This window comes from Bradyrhizobium sp. KZN70725 (assembly GCF_055264925.1).
This window is the reverse complement of sequence record NZ_JBUYWT010000018.1, coordinates 37,237-58,486: the sequence shown is the minus strand read 5'-3', so window position 1 is coordinate 58,486 and position 21,250 is coordinate 37,237. Positions and strand designations below refer to the sequence as shown.

Here is a 21,250-nt window from a genome sequence, read left to right as displayed (position 1 = left end):
CGCTATTCGCTCCGGCTCGCCAGCGCATTGACGGCGGCAACCGTGATCGCCGAACCACCGAACCGTCCCTCGACCGTCAGCGCCGGCACGGGCGGCTCAGCCATCAATGCCGCCTTGGATTCCGCCGCGCCGACAAAGCCGACCGGACAGCCGATGATCGCCGCCGGCCGTGGGCAATCCGGATCCTCCAGCATGTTGAGCAGATGAAACAGCGCCGTTGGCGCGTTGCCGATCGCGACGATGGCGCCGGCCAGATGCGGCCGCCACAGCTCGAGCGCCGCCGCGGAGCGCGTGTTGCGCATCGATTGCGCGAGCGCAGGTACCTTGACATCACCGAGCGTGCAGATCACGGCATTGCCGGCCGGCAGCCGCGCGCGCGTGATTCCCTCCGACACCATGCGCGCGTCGCAGAGGATTGGCGCGCCCTCCTGCAAGGCGGCTCGCGCGCGCGCAGCCATGCCTGATGTGAAGCGCACATGCGCTTCCAAGCCCACCATACCGGCGGCATGGATCATGCGCACGACCACCGGCTCTTCGTCTGGCGTGAAGCGGGCAAGATCGGCCTCGGAGCGGATGGTGGCAAAGGACTGGCGATAGATCGCCGCGCCATCGGTCTCGTAGACGTGCGGCATCAATGGCCTCCCGTCAGCACGGTAGGATTTGCAACGAGGTACGTACTGCTCAATCCTCGGAGGACCGGCGCATCCCGCGTCGTGCCGCGGCGGATCAGATCAAAGCCCTCGTCTGTCGCAACGAGGGTAACATCCGCAGAACCGGAATGGGCGCAGCCCTTGGCGCAGCCGGAGACGTGAAGCCGCGCATCGGATGGAATATGCCGCGCGAGCGCCGATGCCAGCATACGCGTGTCCGCATGCGCATCGCCGCAGCGCGGTGCGCCGCTGCAGGCGACCACACGAAGCCTCGGATCGCCGGCATCAGTCACGAGGTCCGCCCCACCGGGCATCTCGCGCATCCCCTCCACCAGCATCATCCGCCACGGCGTCATGCGGAGAGCCCGCGCGCAGCCGGCGAGATCGTTGAGCGTCTGGTGCGGCATTTGCCCGAAGGCGACGCCAACCATCGCGCCCATTGGATAGATGCCCGGCACGGGACTCGACGATTGGCCGACTGGTTCGGCATCACCGCGAAGCGACTGCGGCAGGCTCGCGCCGCCGGCGAGATGAGCCGCCATCCGTCGCCGCTCACCCCTGGTTCCGCCGGAGGTGACAAACCATTCGGCCAGCGCCAACGCGACCTGAACGGCCTCGCTCCGCATGACCGAAAGCCCGCGCTGCGCGCCATCGGCCCGCACCAGCAGTCCCCGGCCGCGATCGCGCTCGATCCTGATATCGGCGGACGCATCCGCCAGCATCCGCGCATTGCCATCATCGATTGCGAAGCCGAACTTGGTTGGAAGATCAAACGAGGCACCGGCAAGCCCCTGCTCAAGCTCGGTCGCAAGCGAGCGCGTCTCGTCGGCGACAGTCCAGAACGGCGTCACCAGAATGTTTCGCTGCGCCTCGGTATTCGAGTCCGTGTCCAGCAACCCGAGTTCAGCGAGCCCATCGACCAGGGGCGGATAACCTTCATCGCTGACGCCGCGAATCTGGAGATTGGCGCGGCTGGTCAGGTCGATCAGGCCGTTGCCGTATCGCGCCGCCAGCCTGGCGATTCCCGCTGCCTGCGCCGCGTCCAGCCGTCCGCCGCGCGGGCGAATGCGCACCACGAGGCCATCGCCTGACTGCATCGGCCGCAGCGCGCCTGGACACCAGCCCTTGACCGCAACCGCGCTCATGAGGCCTCCTGCAGAGCAGCCGCGATCGAATTGCGCCGCGTCTGCCAGAGCGAGGCTTCATGCAATCTCGCGAAGCAGGTTTCGATCGCAGCCAGCGCCGCCGGGTTCTCGCGCGCCATGAAGCCGCGAACCTCGTCATTGCCGAGCGTCGCATCGTAGTAGAGATCGAACAGATGCGGCGGCACCGCGCCGGCAAGATGGGCGAACGCCGCCATGTGCTCCAACGTCGCTGTGATTTCGGCGGCACCACGGAAGCCATGGCGCATCATGCCCGCGATCCAGGCAGGGTTGGCCGCGCGCACTCGCACCACCCGTGAGATTTCCTCGGTCAACGCCCGGGCATGCGGCTGATCCGGCCGCGTCGCATCGAGGTGATAGAGCGATGGGGCTTTCGTGCCAAGGCGCCTCGCCGCCGCCGCGATGCCCGCCTCGTGCGCGGCGTAGTCGGCCGCCAGCAGCAGATCGGTCTCCGGCAGATCCTGGGTGTGAACAAAACTGTCCGCAGCCGCGAGCCGCGCCTCGATGCCGGCGCGATCGGGCCGCATCTCGCCGTCGGATGCGAGAGCCCACGACGATGCCGACAACCAGGCTTCGCCGGCCGCCTCGCGCGCCTCCGGTGTGAAGACGTCGGGGACCGACGAAATGCCAACGCCATAATGTCCGGGGCGAGGACCGAACACGCGCGCGATGCGCTGCCGGTAAGGATTCTCGTCCGCCTCGTCGCTGCGTTCGGACAACGCCTCCGCCGCGGCTTCGAATAACTGGGCCAGCCCTGAGAAGACGTCGCGGAACAGCCCCGACACGCGCAGCGTGACGTCGATGCGCGGCCGGCCGAGCTCTGCCGGCGCGATGATGTCGTAGCCCGACACCCGCCCCGAGCCGTGATCCCAGCGCGGCGCGATGCCCGCGAGATGCAGGGCCATCGCAAAGTCCTCGCCGGCGGTGCGCATCGTCGAGGAGCCCCAGAGGTCGACCACGAGTCCCTTCGGCCAGTCGCCGTGATCCTGCAAATGACGGCGCAGCAGCTCTTCAGCAAGCTTCACGCCTTGCGCATGCGCCGACGGCGTCGGCACCGCGCGCGGATCGACCGCAAACAGATTGCGCCCGGTCGGGAGCACGTCGCTGCGCCCGCGATAGGGCGAGCCCGACGGCCCCGGCGCAACACGCCGGCCGGCGAGCGCACCAAGCAACGCCTCCTTCTCCGCCTCACCGCAAGCGCCCTGCCCGAACACATGCAGGCCGTCGCCGAACTGGCTTTCCTTGAGGTCGCAGACGAAACGATCGATCTGCGGAATGGCCTCGGCCGCGGAGACCGACGCGGCGAGACCGAGATCGTCCTCCAGCCCGGCGATGCGCGCTTCGTCGCGGATCGCGGCGATCAGGCGCTGCCGCCGCGCCGGATCGAGACCATCGGCGGTCGAATACTCATCGAGCAAGCGCTCAAGATTGCGCAAGCCTTTGGGGACCGCGGCCTGTGCCAGTGGCGGCGGCGGATGACCGATCGTCACGGCACCGATCCGGCGCTTGGCCTGCGCCGCCTCGCCGGGATCGTTGACGATGAAGGGATAGACAACAGGCAGATCGCCGATCAGCGCCTCCGGCCAGCATGCGGGCGACAGCGCAACCGACTTGCCGGGCAGCCATTCCAGCGTTCCGTGCGCGCCGATGTGGACGACGGCATCGATGGCCTGCCGCCTGAGCCACAGATAGAACGCGACATAGGCATGGCGCGGCGTGCGCGCCAGATCGTGATAGTCGGCGTCGCGCTGTCCCACCTCACCGCGCTCCGGCTGAACGGCGATGACCGATTTGCCGCAGCAGATCGCCGCGAAATGAAATGCGCCGTCACGGCAATCGGGATCATCTTCCGGCGCGCCCCATGCGCGGCTGAGATCGTCCTGCAGCAGCTCGGGAAGGCCGGAAAGCGCCGCACGATAGTCGGCGACGTTCCACGTCAAATTCCTGCGCAAAAGAATGTCGCCCAGTGACTCCACCGGCTCAAGGTCAAATCCCGCGCCCGCGAGATCAGCCAGCATCGCCCCGACCGAGGCAAGCGCATCGAGGCCGACGGCATGCGCGATCTGATGCGGGCGGCCGGGATAGTTCGAGAGCACCAGCGCGAGCCGCTTCTCCTGTGCCGGCTTGCTGGCAAGCCGATGCCAGGCGGCCACGCGTGCGGCAACTGCAGCGACGCGCTCGGCATCCGGTCGATGCGCAAGATGCGCGAATTGCAGCTCAAGATCGCGCTCACCAGGCGATTTGAAGCTCACGACCCCTGTGAACAGGCGGCCGTCGACCTCCGGCAGCACCACATGCATCGCGAGATCGCCGGGCGAGAGCCCGCGGAGCGACAAGGCCCAATCCTCGCGCCGCGCGGTCGACAGCGCGACCTGGAACACCGGGCATGATGCAGCGTCGAACGGCGTCGTGCCGTCGTCACCGGCCGCGGAAAACGCGGTCGCATTGACGATCGCCGCTGGAGCGCATTGCGCAAACTGAGCGCGCAGCCAATCCGCCACGCCCGCCGCCTTCAGCGAGGTGACGAACACACCGTGGGCATCAAAGCCCCTCTCACGCAATGCATCGATCAATGCATCGACCGGCGCCGTATCGCCTGCCGCGAGGTAGGAACGATAGAACGTCACCAGCACGCGCGGCCGGCCGTCCGGTGCCGGCAACGCCGCGATGGCACCGCGCTGGGAATCGTAGACGCCGATCTCGGGAAGATCGATCTCGCCGACCACGGGTCCGGCATAAAGTCCGGACGCCAGCGCCAGTTGCGCGATCACGGCCTGCGCCGCAACGGGGCCGCCCTTGTCGCACAGCACCTTCAGACGGCGCAGCGTCGAGACCGGCAAGGTCGAGAACTCATCCAGCCGCAGATCGTCGCGGCCATCGGCCGGCAGCACGACCAGGGCGATGCCGCGCTCCTTCGCCAGCCGATGCACCGCGGCCAGCCCGTATGACCAATAGGGCTCGCCGCCGATCAGCCGCACCAGAATGCCGCGGGCGTGCGAGAGCGTCCGCTCGATATAGGTATCGACCGACAGCGGATGGCGCAGCTCCGCGAGATTGGCGAGCCGCAGCGACGGCAGCGCAGCACGGCCCCGCCGCCAGCCGGCCGCGAAGGCAGCAAGATCGCTGTCGGAAAACGACAACACCACGAGATCGGCCGGATCCTGGCCGAGGTCCCTTGGCGTCGCGGTCTCCTCAAGGCCGCGGCTCTCGCGGAAGACGACGTGCATCAGACACCAAGCCGTGCCCTGATCGCGGCTTCATCGATGTCGGCATGTTCGCCGATCACGACGAGCTTCGACCGCCGCGCCCGGGCACCCCAGGGCATGTCGAACTGATGCCGCACCCGCTCGCCGACCGATTGCACCAACAGCCGCATCGGCTTGCCTTCGACCGCGATGTAGCCCTTGGCGCGCAGCACGTTCTGCTCGCGCGCCAGCCCCTTGATCGAGGCGACCAGCGCGTCGACATCCGAAACTTCCGGAAGATCGATCACGACGGAATTGAAATCGTCGTGCTCGTGTTCCTCCTCGCCATCGTGATGCGACGGCCGCGCCGCGAGATCGCTTTCCGCCGCCGCCCCGAGCCCGAGGATCACGCGCGCGTCGATCGTGCCGTCGACGACGGGCAACATCGGCACCTCGCGCGGCATCTCGGCCGCGATCACCTCTTTCGCTGCCTTGATCCCCTCCGCCCCCGCGAGGTCCGCCTTGGTCAGCAGCACGATATCGGCACATGCGATCTGGTCCTCGAACACTTCCGACAGCGGCGTCTCGTGGTCGAGATTGTCGTCCGCCGCACGCTGCGCATCCACCGCGGCCGGATCAGGCGCAAAACGGCCGGCGGCGACGGCCTCGGCGTCGGCGAGCGCGATCACGCCGTCGACCGTGATCCGCGAACGGATCTCCGGCCAGTCGAACGCTTTCAGCAGCGGCTTCGGCAGCGCGAGCCCGGAAGTTTCGATCACGATGTGATCGGGCTTCACGTTCCGCGCCAGCAACTGCTCCATCGCCGGGATGAAATCATCGGCGACGGTGCAGCAGATACAGCCATTGGCGAGTTCGACGATGTTCTCGGCCGGACAATTGGCGTCGGCGCACGACTTCAGGATGTCGCCGTCGACGCCTTCGCTGCCGAATTCGTTGACCAGCACCGCGAGCTTCTTGCCGTTGGCATTGCGGATCAGATGCTGGATCAGCGTCGTCTTGCCGGAGCCGAGAAAGCCGGTCACGACGGTGACCGGAATTTTGGCGAGCGTGGTCATTCTGCGGCCTCCGGCACGACGGGAAGAGGTGGAATGCGGGCGAGCGATTGCTTGCGGAAGATTTCCGGACGGCTGCGCCACGGCACGATGCCGTCGGGCGCCGCCGCATAGGCGGAGGCACCGGCGATCACATCCGCGGCATTATCAGCGGACAGTCGGCCGTAGACATAGGACCACCGCCCCGGCGCGCTGAGCGCGACCGAGCAACCCTGGCTGCAGGCCGACAGGCATGCGACGGGAACCAGATTGACGTCATCAGGCACGCCGGCCTCGACAAGCGCGGCATGCAGGCGTGCACCGGGCGCGAGCTCACCTTCCGCCGGCGTCTGGCCGGCGCGGCAGGTGATGCAGACATGAAGTGTAACGCTCATCGCCCTTCCTGGATTGACAGCGGGAAGCGATGAGGCACACGAACCGATTTTGGACAGGTTCGTTCCCCGTCGCGGAACACCCCGTCCGCCGGTTTCACAACATGCTGCGTTGGCAGGTCTCCCGGCTTGCGGAGCAGGTTTTACCCTTCGATGCCCACCTTCCCGACTCCGTATGGAATCAGTGGCTTGGGCATCTCTCCGGTCACGGTCGCGGGGGCGGCTGCGCTTCGGGCCCGATTTAGCGGAGCCCTATCGCATTCCCTCTTCGCCTGTCGTAGGACAGGAACCGACGCGGGACCACCATTCGTCCAAGCCTCGCACTTGTCAAGCCGAAGGAATGTGATGACTTCTGATGGAAAGGGCGCTGAAGACGGCGCCGTCGGCACCGATCTTTCGCCGGATGCGCGCCACGCGGACAAGATGGCGAAAAAGAAGGCCGCCCGCGACCGCATCATGGCGACCAAGAGCGGTGAAAAGGGCCTGATCATCGTCCATACCGGCGCCGGCAAAGGAAAATCGTCCTCCGCGTTCGGCATGATTGTGCGCTGTGTGGCGCACGGCTTTCCCTGCGCCGTGGTGCAGTTCATCAAGGGCGCCTGGGATACCGGCGAGCGCCGCCTGCTCACCGGGCATTTCGGCGATCTCTGTCAATTCCACGCAATGGGCGAAGGCTTTACCTGGGAGACGCAGGATCGCGCCCGCGACATCGCGGCAGCGCAAGCCGGCTGGGAAAAGGCCAAGCAGCTGATCGCAGACCCGAGCCTGCGCATGGTCGTGCTCGACGAGATCAACATCGCGCTACGCTACGATTACCTTGCGATCGCCGATGTCGTCGACTTCCTGACCACGTCGAAGCCGCCGATGACCCATGTCGTGCTCACCGGGCGCAACGCCAAGGAGGAGCTAATCGAGATTGCCGATCTCGTCACCGAGATGACGCTGGTAAAGCATCCGTTCCGCTCCGGCATCAAGGCCCAGCCGGGCGTCGAGTTCTGACGGGCATCACGATGGCGCGCGCATTGATGATCCAGGGAGCCGGCTCGGACGTGGGCAAATCGCTCATCGTCGCCGGCCTCGCCCGCGCCGCGAGACGGCGCGGCCTGCGCGTGCTGCCGTTCAAGCCGCAGAACATGTCGAACAACGCCGCCGTGACCGTCGATGGCGGCGAGATCGGCCGCGCACAGGCGTTGCAGGCGCTCGCCGCCGGCGTCGAGCCGCACACCGACATGAACCCGGTGCTGCTGAAGCCCGAGACCGATGTCGGCGCCCAGGTCATCGTGCACGGCAAACGGATCGCCACCGCACGCGCGCGCGAATATGCCGGCATGAAACCATCGCTGACGGGCGCGGTGCTGGAGAGTTTTGCGCGCCTGAAGCAGCGCGCCGATCTGGTGCTGGTCGAGGGCGCCGGCAGTCCCGCCGAGGTCAACTTACGCAAGGCCGATATCGCCAATATGGGATTTGCGCGCAAAGCAGACGTGCCCGTGGTGCTGGTCGGCGACATCGACCGCGGCGGCGTGATCGCGCAGCTCGTCGGCATCAAGATGGTGATCGACCCTGATGATGCCGCGATGATCCAAGGCTTTGTCATCAACAAATTCCGCGGCGATCCGACATTGTTCGACGACGGCTATCGCCTGATCGAAGAACGCACGGCGTGGCGCGGCTTTGGCGTGCTGCCCTGGTTCGTCCGCGCCGGCGAACTTCCGGCCGAAGATGCGCTCGGGCTCGGCGAGGCGCGCAAGCCCGGCCAGTGCAAGATCGCGTTCCTTGCGCTGTCGCGGATTGCCAATTTCGACGACCTCGATCCGCTGAAGCTCGAGCCCGGCGTCGATCTCGTGATGGTACGTCCGGGCGAAGCCATCCCGGGTGATGCGAAGCTCGTCATCCTGCCCGGCTCGAAATCGACCCGCGGCGATCTCGCCTTCCTGCGCGCGCAGGGCTGGGACATCGACCTCCTCGCGCATCATCGCCGCGGCGGCCATGTCCTCGGCCTGTGCGGCGGATACCAGATGCTTGGACACAGCGTCGCCGACCCCGATGGGATCGAAGGTCCTGCCGGCGAAACGCGCGGGCTCGGGCTGCTCGATGTCGCAACCACCATGACCGAACAGAAGACGCTGACGCGCTCCAGCGCGGTGCATGCCGCGACCAGCCAGCCGATCAGCGCCTATGAAATCCATATCGGGCGCACCGACGGGCCGGATCGCGCGCGGCCCTTTGCATCACTCGACGGTACGGCTGAGGGCGCGGTCTCCGCAGACGGGCGCGTTCACGGCAGCTATCTGCACGGCCTGTTCGCCTCGGACGAATTTCGCAAGGCGTTCCTTGCACAGCTCGACATCCCCGCGGCGGATCAGACTTACGGCGCCAGGGTCGAGAGCGCGCTCGACGCGCTCGCCGGGCACATCGAGACCCATCTCGATGTCGAAGGCTTGCTCGCGCTGGCGCGCTAAACGGGCAGCACGGCGGAAAGGCGCGACCACTCGGGCTCACTGCCCGGCAAGCCGAGGCGCAGCCATCCCGGTTTCTGCTGGAAGACCCGCGACCAGATCTGCGCACGGGCAAGTTTCTCCTGCGCAGCCAATGCATCGCCCGTCTGGTAGAGCCGGAACAGCAACGTGCCACCGAGCAGCGTCCAACCCTGCGATCGCGCTATTGCATCGAGCCTGACGCAGTCGTCCGCGAGCCGCGCGGCCGTGGCCTTGGCCCAGTCGTGATCGAGCAACGCGCGCCGCCCGATCGCGATTGCTGCTCCCGAAACCGGCCATGGGCCCGCCCTCGCCGCAAGCGCGGCGACGTCCGCCTCGCTGCCGATCGCGAAGCCGAGCCGCAAGCCGGCAAGTCCGTAGAACTTGCCGAAGGAGCGCAGGATCAGGAGCCCCGCGCGTCCTGCTTCCGGTGCAAGGGACAGGTCAGGAACGGCGTCCGCAAAACTCTCGTCGATGACGAGCCGGCCAACGCGCGGCAGCAGTGCCAGCAACTCGCGCCGATCATGGCGTCGTCCGTCGGGATTGTTCGGATTGACGACGACGGCGATGTCCGCTCCCGCCAGCGCGGCGAGATCGGACACCTCGGCGACGTCCCAGCCGGCGGCCGACAACACCGCGGCATATTCATTGTAGGTCGGCGCCAGAATCCGCGCCCGCCCCTTGAGCGCCAGATGCGGCAGCAACTGAATCGCGGCCTGCGCACCACCCATCGCCACGATCGGCGCCTTGGTGACATAGGCCTGCCGCGCAGCGTCGTGCAGCGATTCAAGATCGGATCGCGACGGCAACGCGCTCCATTGCCTCGGCTCGACATCGACCAAGGGATACGGCACCCGATTGATCCCGGTCGACAGGTCGATCCAGTCGTCCGCGGCGCCGCCGAAGCGCTGCCGGGCGACATCAAGGTTCCCGCCGTGCTCACGCATGCGCCGCTCCTTCACGCCAGCGCCAGGACCAGCAGCGCCCCGGCCAACAGAATCATGGCGTAACGATAGAGTTTCAGCCCGGTGAGGACGTCAGCGGCAGCCGGATCGCGCGCGCCCTCGTTCAGCCAGGGCTCATCGGCGATGTGCCCGTGATAGATGCGAGGACCGCTGAGCCGCACGCCGAGCGCGCCGGCCATCGCAGCTTCCGGCCAGCCGGCATTCGGCGAGCGATGCCGGCGCGCATCGCGCAACATGCATGACCACGCCTGCGAACGGTTCGGCGCGAGCAGCACGAACAGAACACCCGTCAACCGCGCCGGAATGAGATTGGCGAGATCGTCGATCCGGGCGGCTGCCCAGCCAAAGGCTTCGTGCCGCTCGGTGCGGTGGCCGATCATCGAGTCCAGCGTGTTGATCGCCTTGTAGCCAAGGATTCCCGGCAGGCCGAACAGCGCGCCCCAGAACACCGGCGCCACGATGCCGTCGGATGCATTCTCGGCAAGGCTCTCGATGGTGGCGCGCGCGATGCCGGCGTCGTCGAGCGTTGCCGGATCTCGCCCGACAATCTGCGCGACCGCCGAACGTGCGGCCGTGATGTCGCCGGATACCAAGGGACTTGCCACCGCGGCGACATGGTCATGCAGCGAGCGCACGGCAACCAGCGGCCACGCTAGGACGCCGACAAGGACAATGCGAACCCATCCGGATGCGAGCGCGGACTGAACGGCCCAACCGAGCGCAATCACCAGCGCGATCACCAGGATCGCAGCCGCAATGCCAGCCACGCGACGAAACGCCGGCGGGTCGGAGGCGCGGTTCCAGGCGCTATCGACAAGATTGATCAGCCGGCCGAGCCAGGTCACGGGATGGCCGATGCGGGCAAACAGCCACGCCGGCCAGCCGATCAGGGCATCCACCGCCATCGCCACCGCCATCGCTCCCGCAAAACCCACGATAATCCTCTCCGCGCCGCGGTCCCCCTGATGCGCAAGACATCGGCCGAGTGCAAGCCCTCCGTGACGGATTTCGGCTTTGTCTTTCTCCGCGATTGGTGGTTAGAGCGTTTGTGAACGACGTGCGTACCGGTCGCACAGGAGATGATATGGCCGTCATTCTGATCACGGGGGGAGCGCGGTCCGGCAAAAGCCGGCGCGCCGAACTTCGTGCGCGCAGCTTTCCGGGACAGCCGGTCTATATCGCGACCGCCGAGGCGCTCGATGCGGAAATGGATGAGCGGATCGCCAAACATCGCGCGCGGCGCGGCAGCGACTGGATCGAGCGCGAGGTGCCGCTCGATCTGGTTGAAGTGCTGTCCGGGACCGATGGCGCTGGTGCAAGGCTGGTCGATTGCCTGACGCTCTGGCTATCCAATCTGCTGCATGCCGGGCGCGACTGGTCGCAGGAAGTGACGCGGCTGGCGGATGCGCTGTCGCGCCAGCACGGCCCGGTCGTGCTGGTCACCAACGAGGTCGGCCTCGGCATCGTGCCAGACAATGCATTGGCGCGGACGTTCCGCGACGCCGCAGGAATCATGAACCAGACTATCGCCGGCATCGCAGACGAGGTCGAGTTCGTCGTTGCGGGCCTGCCGATGAAGCTTAAATGAAATCCGAGATCGATCCTGCCAAAGGCCCCGCAATGGTCTCATTCGACGATACGTTTCGCCGGCAGCTGCACGATCTGTTCGTGTGGCGGCGCGACGTGCGGCGGTTCCGAACCGATCCGCTGCCGGATGGCACGATCGAGCGGCTGATCGAGATCGCCTGCCTGTCGCCTTCGGTCGGCCTGAGCCAGCCCTGGCGGTTCGTCATTGTCGACGACAAGACACGACGCCGCGCTGTCATCGACGACTTCAAGGCCTGCAACGCCGATGCGCTGCGGTCCTATTCGGGCGAGCGCGCCACAAAATACGCCGCGTTGAAATTATCGGGCCTCGAGGAGGCGCCGGGACATCTCGCCGTGTTTGCCGAGAAGACCGACCGGATCGGCGCCGGTCTCGGCCGCGCGACGATGCCGGAGACGTCGGAATATTCCGTGGTGGCCGGGATCTGCTCGATGTGGCTTGCCGCGCGCGCCGAAGGCATCGGCATCGGCTGGGTATCGATCCTCAATCCAGAACGCATTCATGGCGTTCTGGAAATCCCGGCCTCCTGGAAATTCATCGGCTATCTCTGCATCGGTTACCCCCAGACCGAGTGCGACCGTCCGGAGCTCGAACAGGCCAAGTGGGAATCGCGGCGAGGTCCGGATGAATTCACCATCCGACGCTGACCGCCCCCCTGCTGGCGACGGCACCTTGAGCTGTGACGCGCACTGGCGCGCCGACATCGCCTCGCTGGTCTTTCCCGTGCCGGAGCACCGCGCTATCTGCGCGGTGCATCGGGGCGCCTTTCGCACGCTGCTGGGCACCGATCCGACGGTGGACGCATGTCTCGCCCATTTCAGGCGGTTTGAACCAGCCTTCAAGGCAGCCGCACGCGCCAAGATCGAGCGCAAGCGCATTCCCCTTGGAACAAATTTGCATCTTACCAGTCGCGACATCACCCGAAAGCTGCTAGAAGCCGATCAAATCGAATGTGGAGAACGACCATGAGCCAGTCCCAGACCGCGCAAACCCAGGTTACTCAAGCTCAGGTCACGCATCTGCCGATCGCCACCCGACAGGTCGGACGGCTTGCACAGTCGTTGATGGCCATGACGCTCGGCCTGTTCATCGTCGGCGTGGTCGGCTTCTCGCACATCGACGTAATCCACAACGCCGCGCATGACGTGCGCCATTCCAACGCCTTCCCCTGCCACTGATCTCCTTGGCATGAGCACGTTTCGCTCGATCGTCTTCTCGTCGGTCATTGCCGGATTCATCGTCGGCCTGATCGTCACGGCGGTCCAGCAGTTCGGCACCGTTCCCCTGATCCTCAGGGCCGAGGTCTACGAGAAGGCGGCCGCGCACAAGCACGAAGCCGCCGCGCCACCGCAGGCGATCCTCGTCCATGATCATGCGGATCATGATCATGGCGCGGAGGCCTGGGAGCCGCGCGACGGTTTGGAACGCAACGTCTATACCGCGGGGGCGAACATCCTGACCGCGATCGGCTTTGCGCTTCTGCTCTGCGGCTTCCTCGCGGTTCGCAGCGGCGCGACCGGCGAGCAAATCTCGTGGCATGAAGGCTTGATGTGGGGCCTCGCCGGTTTCGCCGTCTTCACCATCGCTCCGGGCCTCGGACTGCCGCCTGAATTGCCGGGGGTCCCCACCGCTCCATTGCTCTCGCGCCAGATCTGGTGGGTGACGGCGGTGCTGGCGACCGCAGCCGGCCTCGGCCTGATCGTGTTCCGGCGCTCGATGCCGGCCGCCATTGCCGGCGTGGTCCTGATCATGCTGCCGCATCTGATCGGCGCGCCCGAGCTGGAGCACGTCGAGACCAACGTGCCTTCATCCTTGTCGCATCAGTTCATGGTCGCCGTCACGCTGACCAGTCTGGTGTTCTGGTCGCTGCTGGGCAGCCTGACGAGCGCCGCATTCGCCTATTTCGACCAGCCAAGCTCACCCGCTCGCGGGTGACAGCCGCTGCCGGAAAAACGCCAGGATCTCATCGCGGGCCGCGATGGTCGGCTGGCCGGCCTCGTCGATCAGATGCACGGTCACGACGCTGTGCGGTGTCGTGACGAAATTCCGGAAGAACGGCGGCACATCGCGGTTCGCCGCGCTGTCGGGAAGCACCCGCCCGATGAAGCGGTCGCCGAGCGCCTCGCGATAGGCCGCAAAGCGCTGCGCCATGCAGAACTTGTCGCCCTCAAATCGATACGCCAGCACGGTCAGGTCTTCGCGTTCCAACCGCTCGCGGACCGCCTTGACCTCCTCCGGCGCGATCTCGATGCCCGCCGGATCGTTCAATGGCAATGACGGCTGCGAAAGCACCGGCGCCAGCATCGACGGCTCCAGCATCATGGTGAGCGCGAAATTGCCGGTAAAGCACATCCCGATGGCCCCGACACCGGGACCGCCGCATTCACCATGGGCAAATCGCGCCAGCGCGCGCAGCCATTGCGTCACGGGACTGGACTGGTTTGCGGCCATCGCGCGAAACTCGGCGCTGACGCAGGCGCGCTGAAACACCGCGGCGTCCTCCTCTGCGCTCGCAATAGCGCCGTCACGGCCGAACAGCGATGGCATATAGACGGTGAATCCGGCATCGCGAACCCAGCGGGCGAAGCGCGCCACATGCGGGCTGATACCCGGCATCTCCGCCATCACGATCACCGCAGGACCGCCGCCGCCAACATGGACGGTCTTGCCGGCACCATCGAGGGTGATCTGGCGGCGCTCGAAATCCTCGAGCGGATCGTCCTGGGTCATCGGCCGGTTCGGCATCGGCGGTCCTCCTGATCGAGATCGGCAGCGTCTCGGCGTCAGAGTTGCGATTTTCCGGCCCGGCAGCTAGTGTCAAAAATGACATTGATCGCGGATTTTATGACATGACCAGGATTGCGGTTGTCGAGATCGACGGCTGCCTCGCGTCAGCGGCCGCCATCACCCACGACGTGCTGGCCACCGCCAACCGGATCAGTACGTCGAAGCGCGCGCCCTTCGAGGTGACGACGCTGCGTTATGGGCCGAGGCGGCGCGCCGCCCGATTGCGCGGCGCCGACCTTGTCATCGTTCCGGGGCTCGGCTCGGCGTCGGCCGATGCACTGGAGCGGAAGCTGGCGACACCGGCATGTCGGCACGCCCGCGACATGCTGGTCACGGCGTTCGCGAGCGGCGCGATGCTCGCCGCGTCCTGCGCCAGCAGTTTCCTGCTCGCGGAGACCGGCCTGCTCGACGGCAAGCGAGCGACCACGACATGGTGGTTCGCGCCGCTGTTTCGGCAACGCTATCCGAATGTCGAGCTGATGACGGAGCGGATGGTGGTGGCCGACTGGCCGATCGCAACCGCCGGCGCGGCGATGGCGCAGATGGACCTGATGCTTGCGGTGATCACGCGTTTCGGCAGCCCGGCGCTGGCCAAGGGCTGCGCCAATTACCTGCTGCTTGGCGAGCGGCATTCGCAGGCGCCGTTCATGGCAATCAATTATCTTGCCAGCCAGGACCTCAAAATCGCCCGGGCCGAGAAATGGGTGCGCAGCAACATCGCGCGCGACTTCACGATCGGGGACGTCGCCGCCGCCGTCGCGCTGGCGCCGCGGACATTTGCCAGACGGCTCGAGCCGATCTGCGGCGTGTCGCCCATTCAATTCGTGCAACGCATCAGGATCGAGACGGCGCGGTCGTTGCTCGAGACCACGCGCCTGTCGGTCGAAGAGATCGCGGGTAAGGTCGGATACGCCGAGCCATCGACCCTCCGCCGGCTGATCCGGCGCGAAACGCGGCATTCGCCGCGGCATTTCCGCTCAGGCGGTTGATCCGCAACGACGCCACATCCGCGATGAAATCATCACGCCGACAGCCACGCGAAGGCGCGGCGCAAGAATGCTGGCGCATCCTTTTCGACTGGCGTGCCATGTGCTTCCACTCGCGAGGAACAAATGATGCAGCGAGTTGGGCGCCACGATGTGCCTGACCTGGCCGAGTGCGTCGACGCCGGCCTGCATTTGCTCGGTCAACCGGACCGGCGACCAGATGAAAAGGGCACCGTCCGCCAGCCTGACGATGGCCATCCGGGTCGGATAATGAAACCCGGCGACCGCAAGGTTCGGTCCCCCGGCAATCCAGATGTCGTGGCCGAACTGCTGCAATACGCCATTCGCGATGAACCTTGACCGTCGGGCTCCGCATCCAACCCCGCACGCTGCCGCCGGGTTCATTTACCATGCCCGGCGTGACAGGCCGCGGACAAGGGCAATGTCGATCATCGGTTCCGATTGCGCCGCGGCCAATTGCAACGATCGGGTTTACGCAACCTTAGACGATTTGATCCAAATGTTGCGCGTGCACGACGCGATTGGGATGAAGCGGCCGATGTCGCAAAAGTCGGACCTCGAGGGACACAGGCTGCCCTTCGCTGATGACGCCGCGCGTCACCTCGCAGCGGATGACGCAGGTCGTGACGCTGTGATGCCGCGCGTGACCATCAGCCGAACCTCGAATGCGTCCGCAAGTCAGCCGCAGGCGGCAATCGCGCATTCACCGCAGTCCGGCGCGGGCGTACTGGTCTCCGCGCTGCGTGAGGCCGACTGGCTCACGGCTGACCGTGTCACCGCCTTCACCCGCGTATTTCTCGTCCTGTTCATCGCCTGCATCGCGATCATCCCATGGGCCGCGCCGACGATGGAAGTCGGCCATGATTTCGCGGCGTTCTGGACCGCGGCGAAGCTCGCGCTCCAAGGCCGCGCCGGCGACGCCTATGGCGACGCGGGCCGCGCCGCTGTAGCCGCCGTGCTCGGTCAGAACACCTACGCACCGTTCTTCTACCCGCCGACGTCGCTGCTGTTCTGGCTGCCCTTTGCACTGGTTCCCTTTGCAACGGCGGCCGTCGTCTGGATCTTCGCGACCGGCGCCGCCTATGCAGCCGCGGTGAGAGCCATGCTCGAGCGCGGCTCCGTCGTTCCAGCGCTCGCCTTTCCCGCCGCGTGGGTGTGCGCGCTATTCGGACAGAATTCGCTGTTCTCGGCGGCTCTGCTCGGCGGATCGGCCGTCACGCTGGACCGCTACCCGGTGATCGCCGGCGCGTTGCTCGGGTGCTTCAGCTACAAACCGCAGATCGCCCTGCTCGCGCCGCTGGTGCTGATCCTGACGCGGCGCTGGCGTGCGCTGGCTGCTGCGGCCGCAACGACGCTCGTGCTTGTTCTGGCGGCCACCGCCTTGTTCGGGATCGATCCGTGGATCAAATTCGTTGCCGTTCTGCCGGAGGCAAGCGCCTGGAGCCTCGGCGGCGGACCCGGTTTCGAGAAGTTCGCCAGTCCCTATGCCGCGATCAGGCTGGCCGGCGGATCCAGCAGCACGGCCTGGCTCGTCCAGGTGACCGCGGCCGCAATCGCGATCGCCGTCCTGATCCTGGTGCTGCGAAAACGTCCCGGCGGCGCCGCCGAGATCGCGCTGATGGTGGCGATGACCGGCCTGTGCGTACCATCGCTCGGCAACTATGAGGTCGTGATCCTGGCGATCCCGGGCGCGTGGCTGATCGCGCAGGCGCTTGCGCAGGGTTGGTTGCCCTATGAACGCATCGCCGTCGCGGCGCTTTATTTGACGCCATTCGCCATGGTGCCTGCGGGCGCCAACGGCCTGCAACTGGCACCGATCGCCGCTGCGGCAGTTGCCGTCCTTGTCGTGCGCCGCATCAGGCATCTGCCACTCCCGGATGCTCCGGCCGAAATCGCCAATCACTGATTTGCCCGACGTGGCAAGTCCCTTTGCGAAGACGCGAGGCGGACGGCGAAATCGTGCAGCCTGACGCCCTAAGCGAAGGTATGACCCACAAACGACGACCCATATTGGGTGTCGTCCCTGCGAAAGCAGGGACCCATAACCACAAATGCTGATTGTTGAACGATGTTGGGACAACGAGTCCCACTCACAACACCTGCCGCGGCGTATGGGTCCCTGCTTTCGCACGGACGACACCGAACAAGCTGTTTGACAGTTGAATCCGAAAACCAATGTGGCTCATAACCGCCGCAACGCGACGAACCGGCGTCCGCTGCTATCCAGCCGGCATCAGGATCGCCTCTCGCGCCGCGTGCCAGCTCGCCTCGTCGGGTGCGCACAGCAAGCCGCCGGTCAGATTGACCGGCCGGTAGGATGATCCGTCGAAATGCGCGCTGTAGCCGCCGGCCTCGCGATGCAGCAGCCAGCCCGCGGCATGATCCCACGGCATCAGCTTGTTGTAGAACAGCAGGTGGCAATGTCCGGAGGCCGCCATGCGATACTCGTGCGCGGCGCATCTGAGCCAGGCGCTGCCGCCGAGCCTGGAAAGATTGCCGGCGACAATTGTGCGTAGCGGCTCGGGCAGGAAGTTGACGCCGACGATCGTATCCATCTGCTTGACCGGCACGGCGGGAGCCACTTTCAGGTCATGCCGCCGGCCGTCCGGCATCGCGAGCCACGCGCCCTCGCCGCGCAGCGCGAATGCGGTGTCGTTGCTGACCGGATCATGGATCGCGCCGAGCACGATCTCGCCGCGCATGGTGGCCGCCACCATGGTGCCGAACAGCGGCAAGCTCGAGGTGAAGTTCCGCGTGCCGTCGATCGGATCGATGATGAAGGCAAGCTCCGCGGTTCCGACCTGATCGAGCGCGGCCGGATCACGCGCGGTGCCCTCCTCGCCGATCACAACCGCATTCGGAAACGCCCGCAGCAGCGCCGCCGATATCGCCTGCTCGGCAAGCTCATCGGCTTCGGTGACGACGTCGAATGCCGATGTCTTGGTGCGGACCTCGATCTCCCGCACGCGGCGGAACCGCGGCATGATCTCGCTGCGGCCGACTTCGGCAAGGATGGCTCCGATATCAAGCGCGTCGGCGTGGGACAGTTTCACGCGGCATTCTCCTGCGTTGCGCCGGCATCCTATCGTGGAATTGCGACTGCGTGGCGGTCAGCGGCGCTGGTTGTAGACATCGATGCAGACGGCGCCCAGCAGGACGAGGCCCTTGATCACTTGCTGATAATCGATGCCGATACCGAGGATCGACATGCCGTTGTTCATCACGCCCATGATCATGGCACCGACCACCGCGCCACCGACCCAGCCGACGCCGCCATAGGCCGACGCACCGCCGATGAAGCAGGCGGCGATCACATCGAGCTCGAAGCCGAGGCCGGCCTTCGGCGTCGCGGTGTTGAGCCGGGCTGCGAACACCAGCCCGGCGAGCGCGGCCAGCACGCCCATGTTGACGAAGGTGAAGAAGGTGAGCCGTTCGGTCTTGACGCCCGACAGTTTCGCCGCCTTGGCGTTGCCGCCCACCGCGTAGATCTGCCGCCCGATCACCGTCCGCCGCGTGACGAAGCCATAGAGCGCGATCAGGACGGTCATGATGACGAGCACGTTGGGCAGGCCGCGATGCGAGGCGATCAGGTAGGTGAAGTAGAGCACCGCGCCCGCCAGCGCGATGCTCTTGACGACGAAGAACGCATAGGGCTCGACGGCGATGCCGTGCGCCTGCTCGCGCGCCCGGCTCCTGGCGGTCGCCAGCACCAGCACAAACGCCAGGACGATGCCGATCGCGAGCGACGTCGGATAGAGCGTGCCGGCGCTCGGGAACAGCTCGGGGATGAAGCCCGACGACAGCTTCTGGAAGGTCGGCGGGAACGGCCCGACCGACTGGCCCTGCAGGACCGCAAGCGCGAGGCCCTTGAACACCAGCATGCCCGCCAGCGTCACGATGAAGGACGGAATGCCGAAATAGGCCACCCAGTAGCCCTGGGCCGCGCCGATCGCGGCGCCGACCAAGAGGCAGGCGACGAAGGCGATCGGGTAGCTGACATGGTAGCGCACCATCAGCACCGCCGCGACGGCGCCGACGAAGCCCGCGACCGAGCCGACCGAAAGATCGATATGCCCGGTGACGATCACCAGCAGCATGCCGAGCGCCATGATGACGATGTAGCTGTTCTGCAGCACGAGATTGGTGAGGTTGAGCGGCTGCAACAGCGTGCCGTCGGTCACGATCTCGAAGAACAGCATGATCGCGAGCAGCGACAGCAGCATGCCGTAGTTGCGCAGATTGTTCTTGATGAAGCCGGAATGCCTGGGGGCCTCGGGAAGTGATACCGTCTTGTCGGTCATGGTGCCCCTCCTCCGGCGCGTGCCACCCTTTCGTCGGCGCGGCGTCCGGACATTCTGTCATTGCGCATGATGGCGCGCATGATCTTCTCCTGCGTCGCATCGTGGCCTGCGAACTCGCCGACGAAGGCGCCGTCATTCATCACGCAGATCCGGTCGCAGATGCCGAGCAGCTCGGGCATCTCCGAGGAGATCACCACGACGCCCCTGCCGGCCTCCGCCAGCTCGTTGATAATGGAGTAGATCTCGTATTTCGCGCCGACGTCGATCCCGCGCGTCGGCTCGTCCAGCAGCAGCACCCTCGGATCGGTCATCAGCCATTTCGACAGCACGACCTTCTGCTGGTTGCCGCCCGAGAGGTCGCCGGTCGCCTGGTAGACGTCGGAGCAGCGGATCCGCATCCGGGTGCGGTAGTCGCTCGCGGCCTTCAGCTCGGCGACATCGTCGATCACGCCGCGATCCGACACCTGGCGCAGGCTCGCCACCGTCACGTTCTTGCGGACGTCGGCGGCAAGGATCAGCCCGAGCTGCTTGCGGTCTTCGGTGACATAGGCGATGCCGGCATCGATCGCGGCCGGCACGCTGGACAGATCGGCCTCGCGTCCATCGAGGCGGACCTTGCCGGAGACGTTGGTGCCCCAGGCGCGGCCGAACAGGCTCATGGCGAACTCGGTGCGGCCGGCGCCCATCAGGCCGGCGATACCGACTACCTCGCCGCGCCGCAGTGTGAAGTCGACGTTCTTGATCACCTGCCGCTCGGTATGCAGCGGGTGATACACTGACCAGTTCTCCACCGTCATCACGGGTTCGCCGATCTCCGCCTTCCGCTCGGGAAAACGATGCGCCAGATCGCGGTCGACCATGCTGCGGATGATGCGGTCCTCCTCGATGCGCTCGGTCCGGCAGTCGATGCTGTCGACGGTGCGGCCGTCGCGCAGCACCGTGATGCGGTCGGCGACCCGCGCAACCTCGTTCAGCTTGTGCGAGATCAGGATCGAGGCGATGCCCTGCTCGCGGAAGGCCAGGAGACGCTCGAGCAAGGCGGCGCTGTCGGCCTCGTTGAGACTGGCGGTCGGCTCGTCGAGGATCAGGATGCGCACCCGCTTGGACAGGGCCTTGGCGATCTCCACGAGCTGCTGCTTGCCGACGCCGAGGTCGGTGATCAGCGTGTCCGGCGGCTCCCGCAAGCCGACCTGCGCCAACAGTTCGGCGGTCCGCCGATGCACCGCGTTGCGGTCGATGACGCCGAACCGCGACGGCGGATGCGACAGAAAGATGTTCTCGGCAATCGACATCAGCGGGATCAGCGCCAGCTCCTGATGGATGATGATGATCCCGAGCGCCTCGCTGTCGTTGATGTCGCGGAAGCGCCGCTCCTCGCCGTCGAACACGATCGATCCATCGTAGCTGCCGGCCGGATAGACTCCGCTCAAGACCTTCATCAAGGTCGACTTGCCGGCGCCGTTTTCGCCGACCAGCGCATGGATCTGCCCAGCCTCGACGGTAAAGCTGACGTCGCGCAACGCCTGCACGCCGGCAAAGCTCTTGCTGACGCCGCGCATCTCAAGCATTGCCGTCATCGGATCATGTCCTGCAGCGTCAATCGCCCCCCGGCCCGGCTCGCCGCCGCTTGCCCGGCGATCCGCCCTGAAGCCTATTCCGTTCCGATTA

Annotated in this window: 21 protein-coding genes and 1 riboswitch; of the genes, 9 read left to right on the top strand and 12 right to left on the bottom strand. The window is 66.2% G+C overall.

Features of this window, described 5'->3' with window-relative positions; translation table 11 throughout:
* Nucleotides 1-2 precede the first annotated feature (2 nt).
* The 5 genes from ACZBJS_RS19085 to ACZBJS_RS19065 are packed head-to-tail and all read right to left on the bottom strand — an operon-like array spanning nucleotide 3 to nucleotide 6,445.
* Entirely contained in the window at nucleotides 3-632 is a 630-nt protein-coding gene (locus ACZBJS_RS19085; protein WP_316396170.1) for a precorrin-8X methylmutase, read from the bottom strand.
* A complete protein-coding gene (cobG, locus tag ACZBJS_RS19080) occupies nucleotides 632-1,795 on the bottom strand; it encodes a precorrin-3B synthase (protein WP_316396171.1) in 1,164 nt (387 codons plus the stop codon). Before cobG ends, ACZBJS_RS19085 begins: the two co-directional genes overlap by 1 nt.
* Nucleotides 1,792-5,040 (bottom strand): cobaltochelatase subunit CobN, encoded by a 3,249-nt coding sequence (gene cobN / locus ACZBJS_RS19075; protein WP_463439003.1) that lies wholly within the window; start codon nucleotides 5,038-5,040, stop codon nucleotides 1,792-1,794. Before cobN ends, cobG begins: the two co-directional genes overlap by 4 nt.
* Entirely contained in the window at nucleotides 5,040-6,074 is a 1,035-nt protein-coding gene (gene cobW / locus ACZBJS_RS19070) for a cobalamin biosynthesis protein CobW (protein WP_076833488.1), read from the bottom strand. The genes cobN and cobW overlap by 1 nt, the downstream gene beginning before the upstream one ends.
* A complete protein-coding gene (locus ACZBJS_RS19065) occupies nucleotides 6,071-6,445 on the bottom strand; it encodes a DUF1636 family protein (RefSeq protein WP_028331460.1) in 375 nt (124 codons plus the stop codon). Before ACZBJS_RS19065 ends, cobW begins: the two co-directional genes overlap by 4 nt.
* Before the next feature lie 94 nt (nucleotides 6,446-6,539).
* A riboswitch (cobalamin riboswitch) is annotated at nucleotides 6,540-6,751 on the bottom strand.
* 36 nt (nucleotides 6,752-6,787) lie between these two features.
* On the opposite strand from ACZBJS_RS19065, the gene cobO reads away from it, so the two are divergent.
* Both cobO and ACZBJS_RS19055 read left to right on the top strand, forming a co-directional pair.
* The gene (cobO, locus tag ACZBJS_RS19060) at nucleotides 6,788-7,441 is read left to right on the top strand and encodes a cob(I)yrinic acid a,c-diamide adenosyltransferase (protein WP_076833485.1); all 654 of its coding nucleotides are present in this window, start codon (nucleotides 6,788-6,790) and stop codon (nucleotides 7,439-7,441) included.
* An 11-nt stretch (nucleotides 7,442-7,452) separates the two neighbouring features.
* Nucleotides 7,453-8,901 (top strand): cobyric acid synthase, encoded by a 1,449-nt coding sequence (locus tag ACZBJS_RS19055; protein ID WP_076833483.1) that lies wholly within the window; start codon nucleotides 7,453-7,455, stop codon nucleotides 8,899-8,901.
* On the opposite strand, the gene cobD is transcribed toward ACZBJS_RS19055, so the two are convergent.
* Nucleotides 8,898-9,863: a threonine-phosphate decarboxylase CobD gene (cobD, locus tag ACZBJS_RS19050; protein ID WP_076833481.1), complete on the bottom strand. Its 966-nt coding sequence runs from the start codon at nucleotides 9,861-9,863 to the stop codon at nucleotides 8,898-8,900. The two genes, ACZBJS_RS19055 and cobD, sit on opposite strands and share 4 nt — an antisense overlap.
* Nucleotides 9,864-9,874: 11 nt before the next feature.
* Complete coding sequence (cbiB, locus tag ACZBJS_RS19045; protein WP_076833479.1) at nucleotides 9,875-10,816, bottom strand: adenosylcobinamide-phosphate synthase CbiB; 942 nt, start codon at nucleotides 10,814-10,816, stop codon at nucleotides 9,875-9,877.
* Between the two features lie 149 nt (nucleotides 10,817-10,965).
* Between cbiB and cobU the strand changes: the two genes are divergently transcribed.
* From cobU to ACZBJS_RS19020, 5 genes are read left to right on the top strand one after another with little or no spacing between them, the layout of a single operon-like run.
* Nucleotides 10,966-11,469, top strand: coding sequence for a bifunctional adenosylcobinamide kinase/adenosylcobinamide-phosphate guanylyltransferase (gene cobU, locus ACZBJS_RS19040; RefSeq protein WP_057015887.1), 504 nt, complete (start codon nucleotides 10,966-10,968; stop codon nucleotides 11,467-11,469).
* A 32-nt stretch (nucleotides 11,470-11,501) separates the two neighbouring features.
* A complete protein-coding gene (gene bluB, locus ACZBJS_RS19035; protein WP_057015939.1) occupies nucleotides 11,502-12,134 on the top strand; it encodes a 5,6-dimethylbenzimidazole synthase in 633 nt (210 codons plus the stop codon).
* Nucleotides 12,112-12,456, top strand: a complete 345-nt coding sequence (locus ACZBJS_RS19030) for a hypothetical protein (protein ID WP_076833476.1) — start codon at nucleotides 12,112-12,114, stop codon at nucleotides 12,454-12,456. Before bluB ends, ACZBJS_RS19030 begins: the two co-directional genes overlap by 23 nt.
* Complete coding sequence (locus tag ACZBJS_RS19025) at nucleotides 12,453-12,665, top strand: CbtB domain-containing protein (RefSeq protein ID WP_057015885.1); 213 nt, start codon at nucleotides 12,453-12,455, stop codon at nucleotides 12,663-12,665. The genes ACZBJS_RS19030 and ACZBJS_RS19025 overlap by 4 nt, the downstream gene beginning before the upstream one ends.
* 10 nt (nucleotides 12,666-12,675) lie before the next feature.
* Nucleotides 12,676-13,422, top strand: a complete 747-nt coding sequence (locus ACZBJS_RS19020) for a CbtA family protein (RefSeq protein WP_076833475.1) — start codon at nucleotides 12,676-12,678, stop codon at nucleotides 13,420-13,422.
* On the opposite strand, the gene ACZBJS_RS19015 is transcribed toward ACZBJS_RS19020, so the two are convergent.
* A complete protein-coding gene (locus ACZBJS_RS19015; protein ID WP_463439002.1) occupies nucleotides 13,405-14,232 on the bottom strand; it encodes a dienelactone hydrolase family protein in 828 nt (275 codons plus the stop codon). The genes ACZBJS_RS19020 and ACZBJS_RS19015 overlap by 18 nt on opposite strands.
* Before the next feature lie 104 nt (nucleotides 14,233-14,336).
* Between ACZBJS_RS19015 and ACZBJS_RS19010 the strand changes: the two genes are divergently transcribed.
* On the top strand, nucleotides 14,337-15,263 hold the full coding sequence (locus tag ACZBJS_RS19010; RefSeq protein WP_463439001.1) for a GlxA family transcriptional regulator: 927 nt from the start codon (nucleotides 14,337-14,339) through the stop codon (nucleotides 15,261-15,263).
* Here ACZBJS_RS19010 and ACZBJS_RS19005 read toward each other — a convergent pair.
* Nucleotides 15,252-15,596 carry a hypothetical protein gene (locus ACZBJS_RS19005; RefSeq protein WP_463439000.1) on the bottom strand — a complete coding sequence of 115 codons (345 nt, stop codon included), beginning with the start codon at nucleotides 15,594-15,596 and terminating at the stop codon, nucleotides 15,252-15,254. The two genes, ACZBJS_RS19010 and ACZBJS_RS19005, sit on opposite strands and share 12 nt — an antisense overlap.
* A gap of 328 nt (nucleotides 15,597-15,924) precedes the next feature.
* Between ACZBJS_RS19005 and ACZBJS_RS19000 the strand changes: the two genes are divergently transcribed.
* Nucleotides 15,925-17,187: a glycosyltransferase family 87 protein gene (locus tag ACZBJS_RS19000; protein WP_463438999.1), complete on the top strand. Its 1,263-nt coding sequence runs from the start codon at nucleotides 15,925-15,927 to the stop codon at nucleotides 17,185-17,187.
* A gap of 313 nt (nucleotides 17,188-17,500) precedes the next feature.
* On the opposite strand, the gene ACZBJS_RS18995 is transcribed toward ACZBJS_RS19000, so the two are convergent.
* From ACZBJS_RS18995 to mmsA, 3 genes are read right to left on the bottom strand one after another with little or no spacing between them, the layout of a single operon-like run.
* Complete coding sequence (locus ACZBJS_RS18995; protein ID WP_076833465.1) at nucleotides 17,501-18,334, bottom strand: inositol monophosphatase family protein; 834 nt, start codon at nucleotides 18,332-18,334, stop codon at nucleotides 17,501-17,503.
* A 57-nt stretch (nucleotides 18,335-18,391) separates the two neighbouring features.
* On the bottom strand, nucleotides 18,392-19,582 hold the full coding sequence (gene mmsB, locus ACZBJS_RS18990; RefSeq protein ID WP_076833463.1) for a multiple monosaccharide ABC transporter permease: 1,191 nt from the start codon (nucleotides 19,580-19,582) through the stop codon (nucleotides 18,392-18,394).
* Nucleotides 19,579-21,159, bottom strand: a complete 1,581-nt coding sequence (gene mmsA / locus ACZBJS_RS18985; RefSeq protein ID WP_076833461.1) for a multiple monosaccharide ABC transporter ATP-binding protein — start codon at nucleotides 21,157-21,159, stop codon at nucleotides 19,579-19,581. The genes mmsB and mmsA overlap by 4 nt, the downstream gene beginning before the upstream one ends.
* Between the last annotated feature and the right edge of the window lie 91 nt (nucleotides 21,160-21,250).

Coding starts and splice junctions, on each gene's coding strand:
- ACZBJS_RS19085 (WP_316396170.1), bottom strand. CDS start 632: ATGCCGCACGTCTACGAGACCGATGGCGCGGCGATCTATCGCCAGTCC.
- cobG (WP_316396171.1), bottom strand. CDS start 1,795: ATGAGCGCGGTTGCGGTCAAGGGCTGGTGTCCAGGCGCGCTGCGGCCG.
- cobN (WP_463439003.1), bottom strand. CDS start 5,040: ATGCACGTCGTCTTCCGCGAGAGCCGCGGCCTTGAGGAGACCGCGACG.
- cobW (WP_076833488.1), bottom strand. CDS start 6,074: ATGACCACGCTCGCCAAAATTCCGGTCACCGTCGTGACCGGCTTTCTC.
- ACZBJS_RS19065 (WP_028331460.1), bottom strand. CDS start 6,445: ATGAGCGTTACACTTCATGTCTGCATCACCTGCCGCGCCGGCCAGACG.
- cobO (WP_076833485.1), top strand. CDS start 6,788: ATGACTTCTGATGGAAAGGGCGCTGAAGACGGCGCCGTCGGCACCGAT.
- ACZBJS_RS19055 (WP_076833483.1), top strand. CDS start 7,453: ATGGCGCGCGCATTGATGATCCAGGGAGCCGGCTCGGACGTGGGCAAA.
- cobD (WP_076833481.1), bottom strand. CDS start 9,863: ATGCGTGAGCACGGCGGGAACCTTGATGTCGCCCGGCAGCGCTTCGGC.
- cobU (WP_057015887.1), top strand. CDS start 10,966: ATGGCCGTCATTCTGATCACGGGGGGAGCGCGGTCCGGCAAAAGCCGG.
- bluB (WP_057015939.1), top strand. CDS start 11,502: ATGGTCTCATTCGACGATACGTTTCGCCGGCAGCTGCACGATCTGTTC.
- ACZBJS_RS19030 (WP_076833476.1), top strand. CDS start 12,112: ATGAATTCACCATCCGACGCTGACCGCCCCCCTGCTGGCGACGGCACC.
- ACZBJS_RS19025 (WP_057015885.1), top strand. CDS start 12,453: ATGAGCCAGTCCCAGACCGCGCAAACCCAGGTTACTCAAGCTCAGGTC.
- ACZBJS_RS19020 (WP_076833475.1), top strand. CDS start 12,676: ATGAGCACGTTTCGCTCGATCGTCTTCTCGTCGGTCATTGCCGGATTC.
- ACZBJS_RS19015 (WP_463439002.1), bottom strand. CDS start 14,232: ATGCCGAACCGGCCGATGACCCAGGACGATCCGCTCGAGGATTTCGAG.
- ACZBJS_RS19010 (WP_463439001.1), top strand. CDS start 14,337: ATGACCAGGATTGCGGTTGTCGAGATCGACGGCTGCCTCGCGTCAGCG.
- mmsB (WP_076833463.1), bottom strand. CDS start 19,582: ATGACCGACAAGACGGTATCACTTCCCGAGGCCCCCAGGCATTCCGGC.
- mmsA (WP_076833461.1), bottom strand. CDS start 21,159: ATGACGGCAATGCTTGAGATGCGCGGCGTCAGCAAGAGCTTTGCCGGC.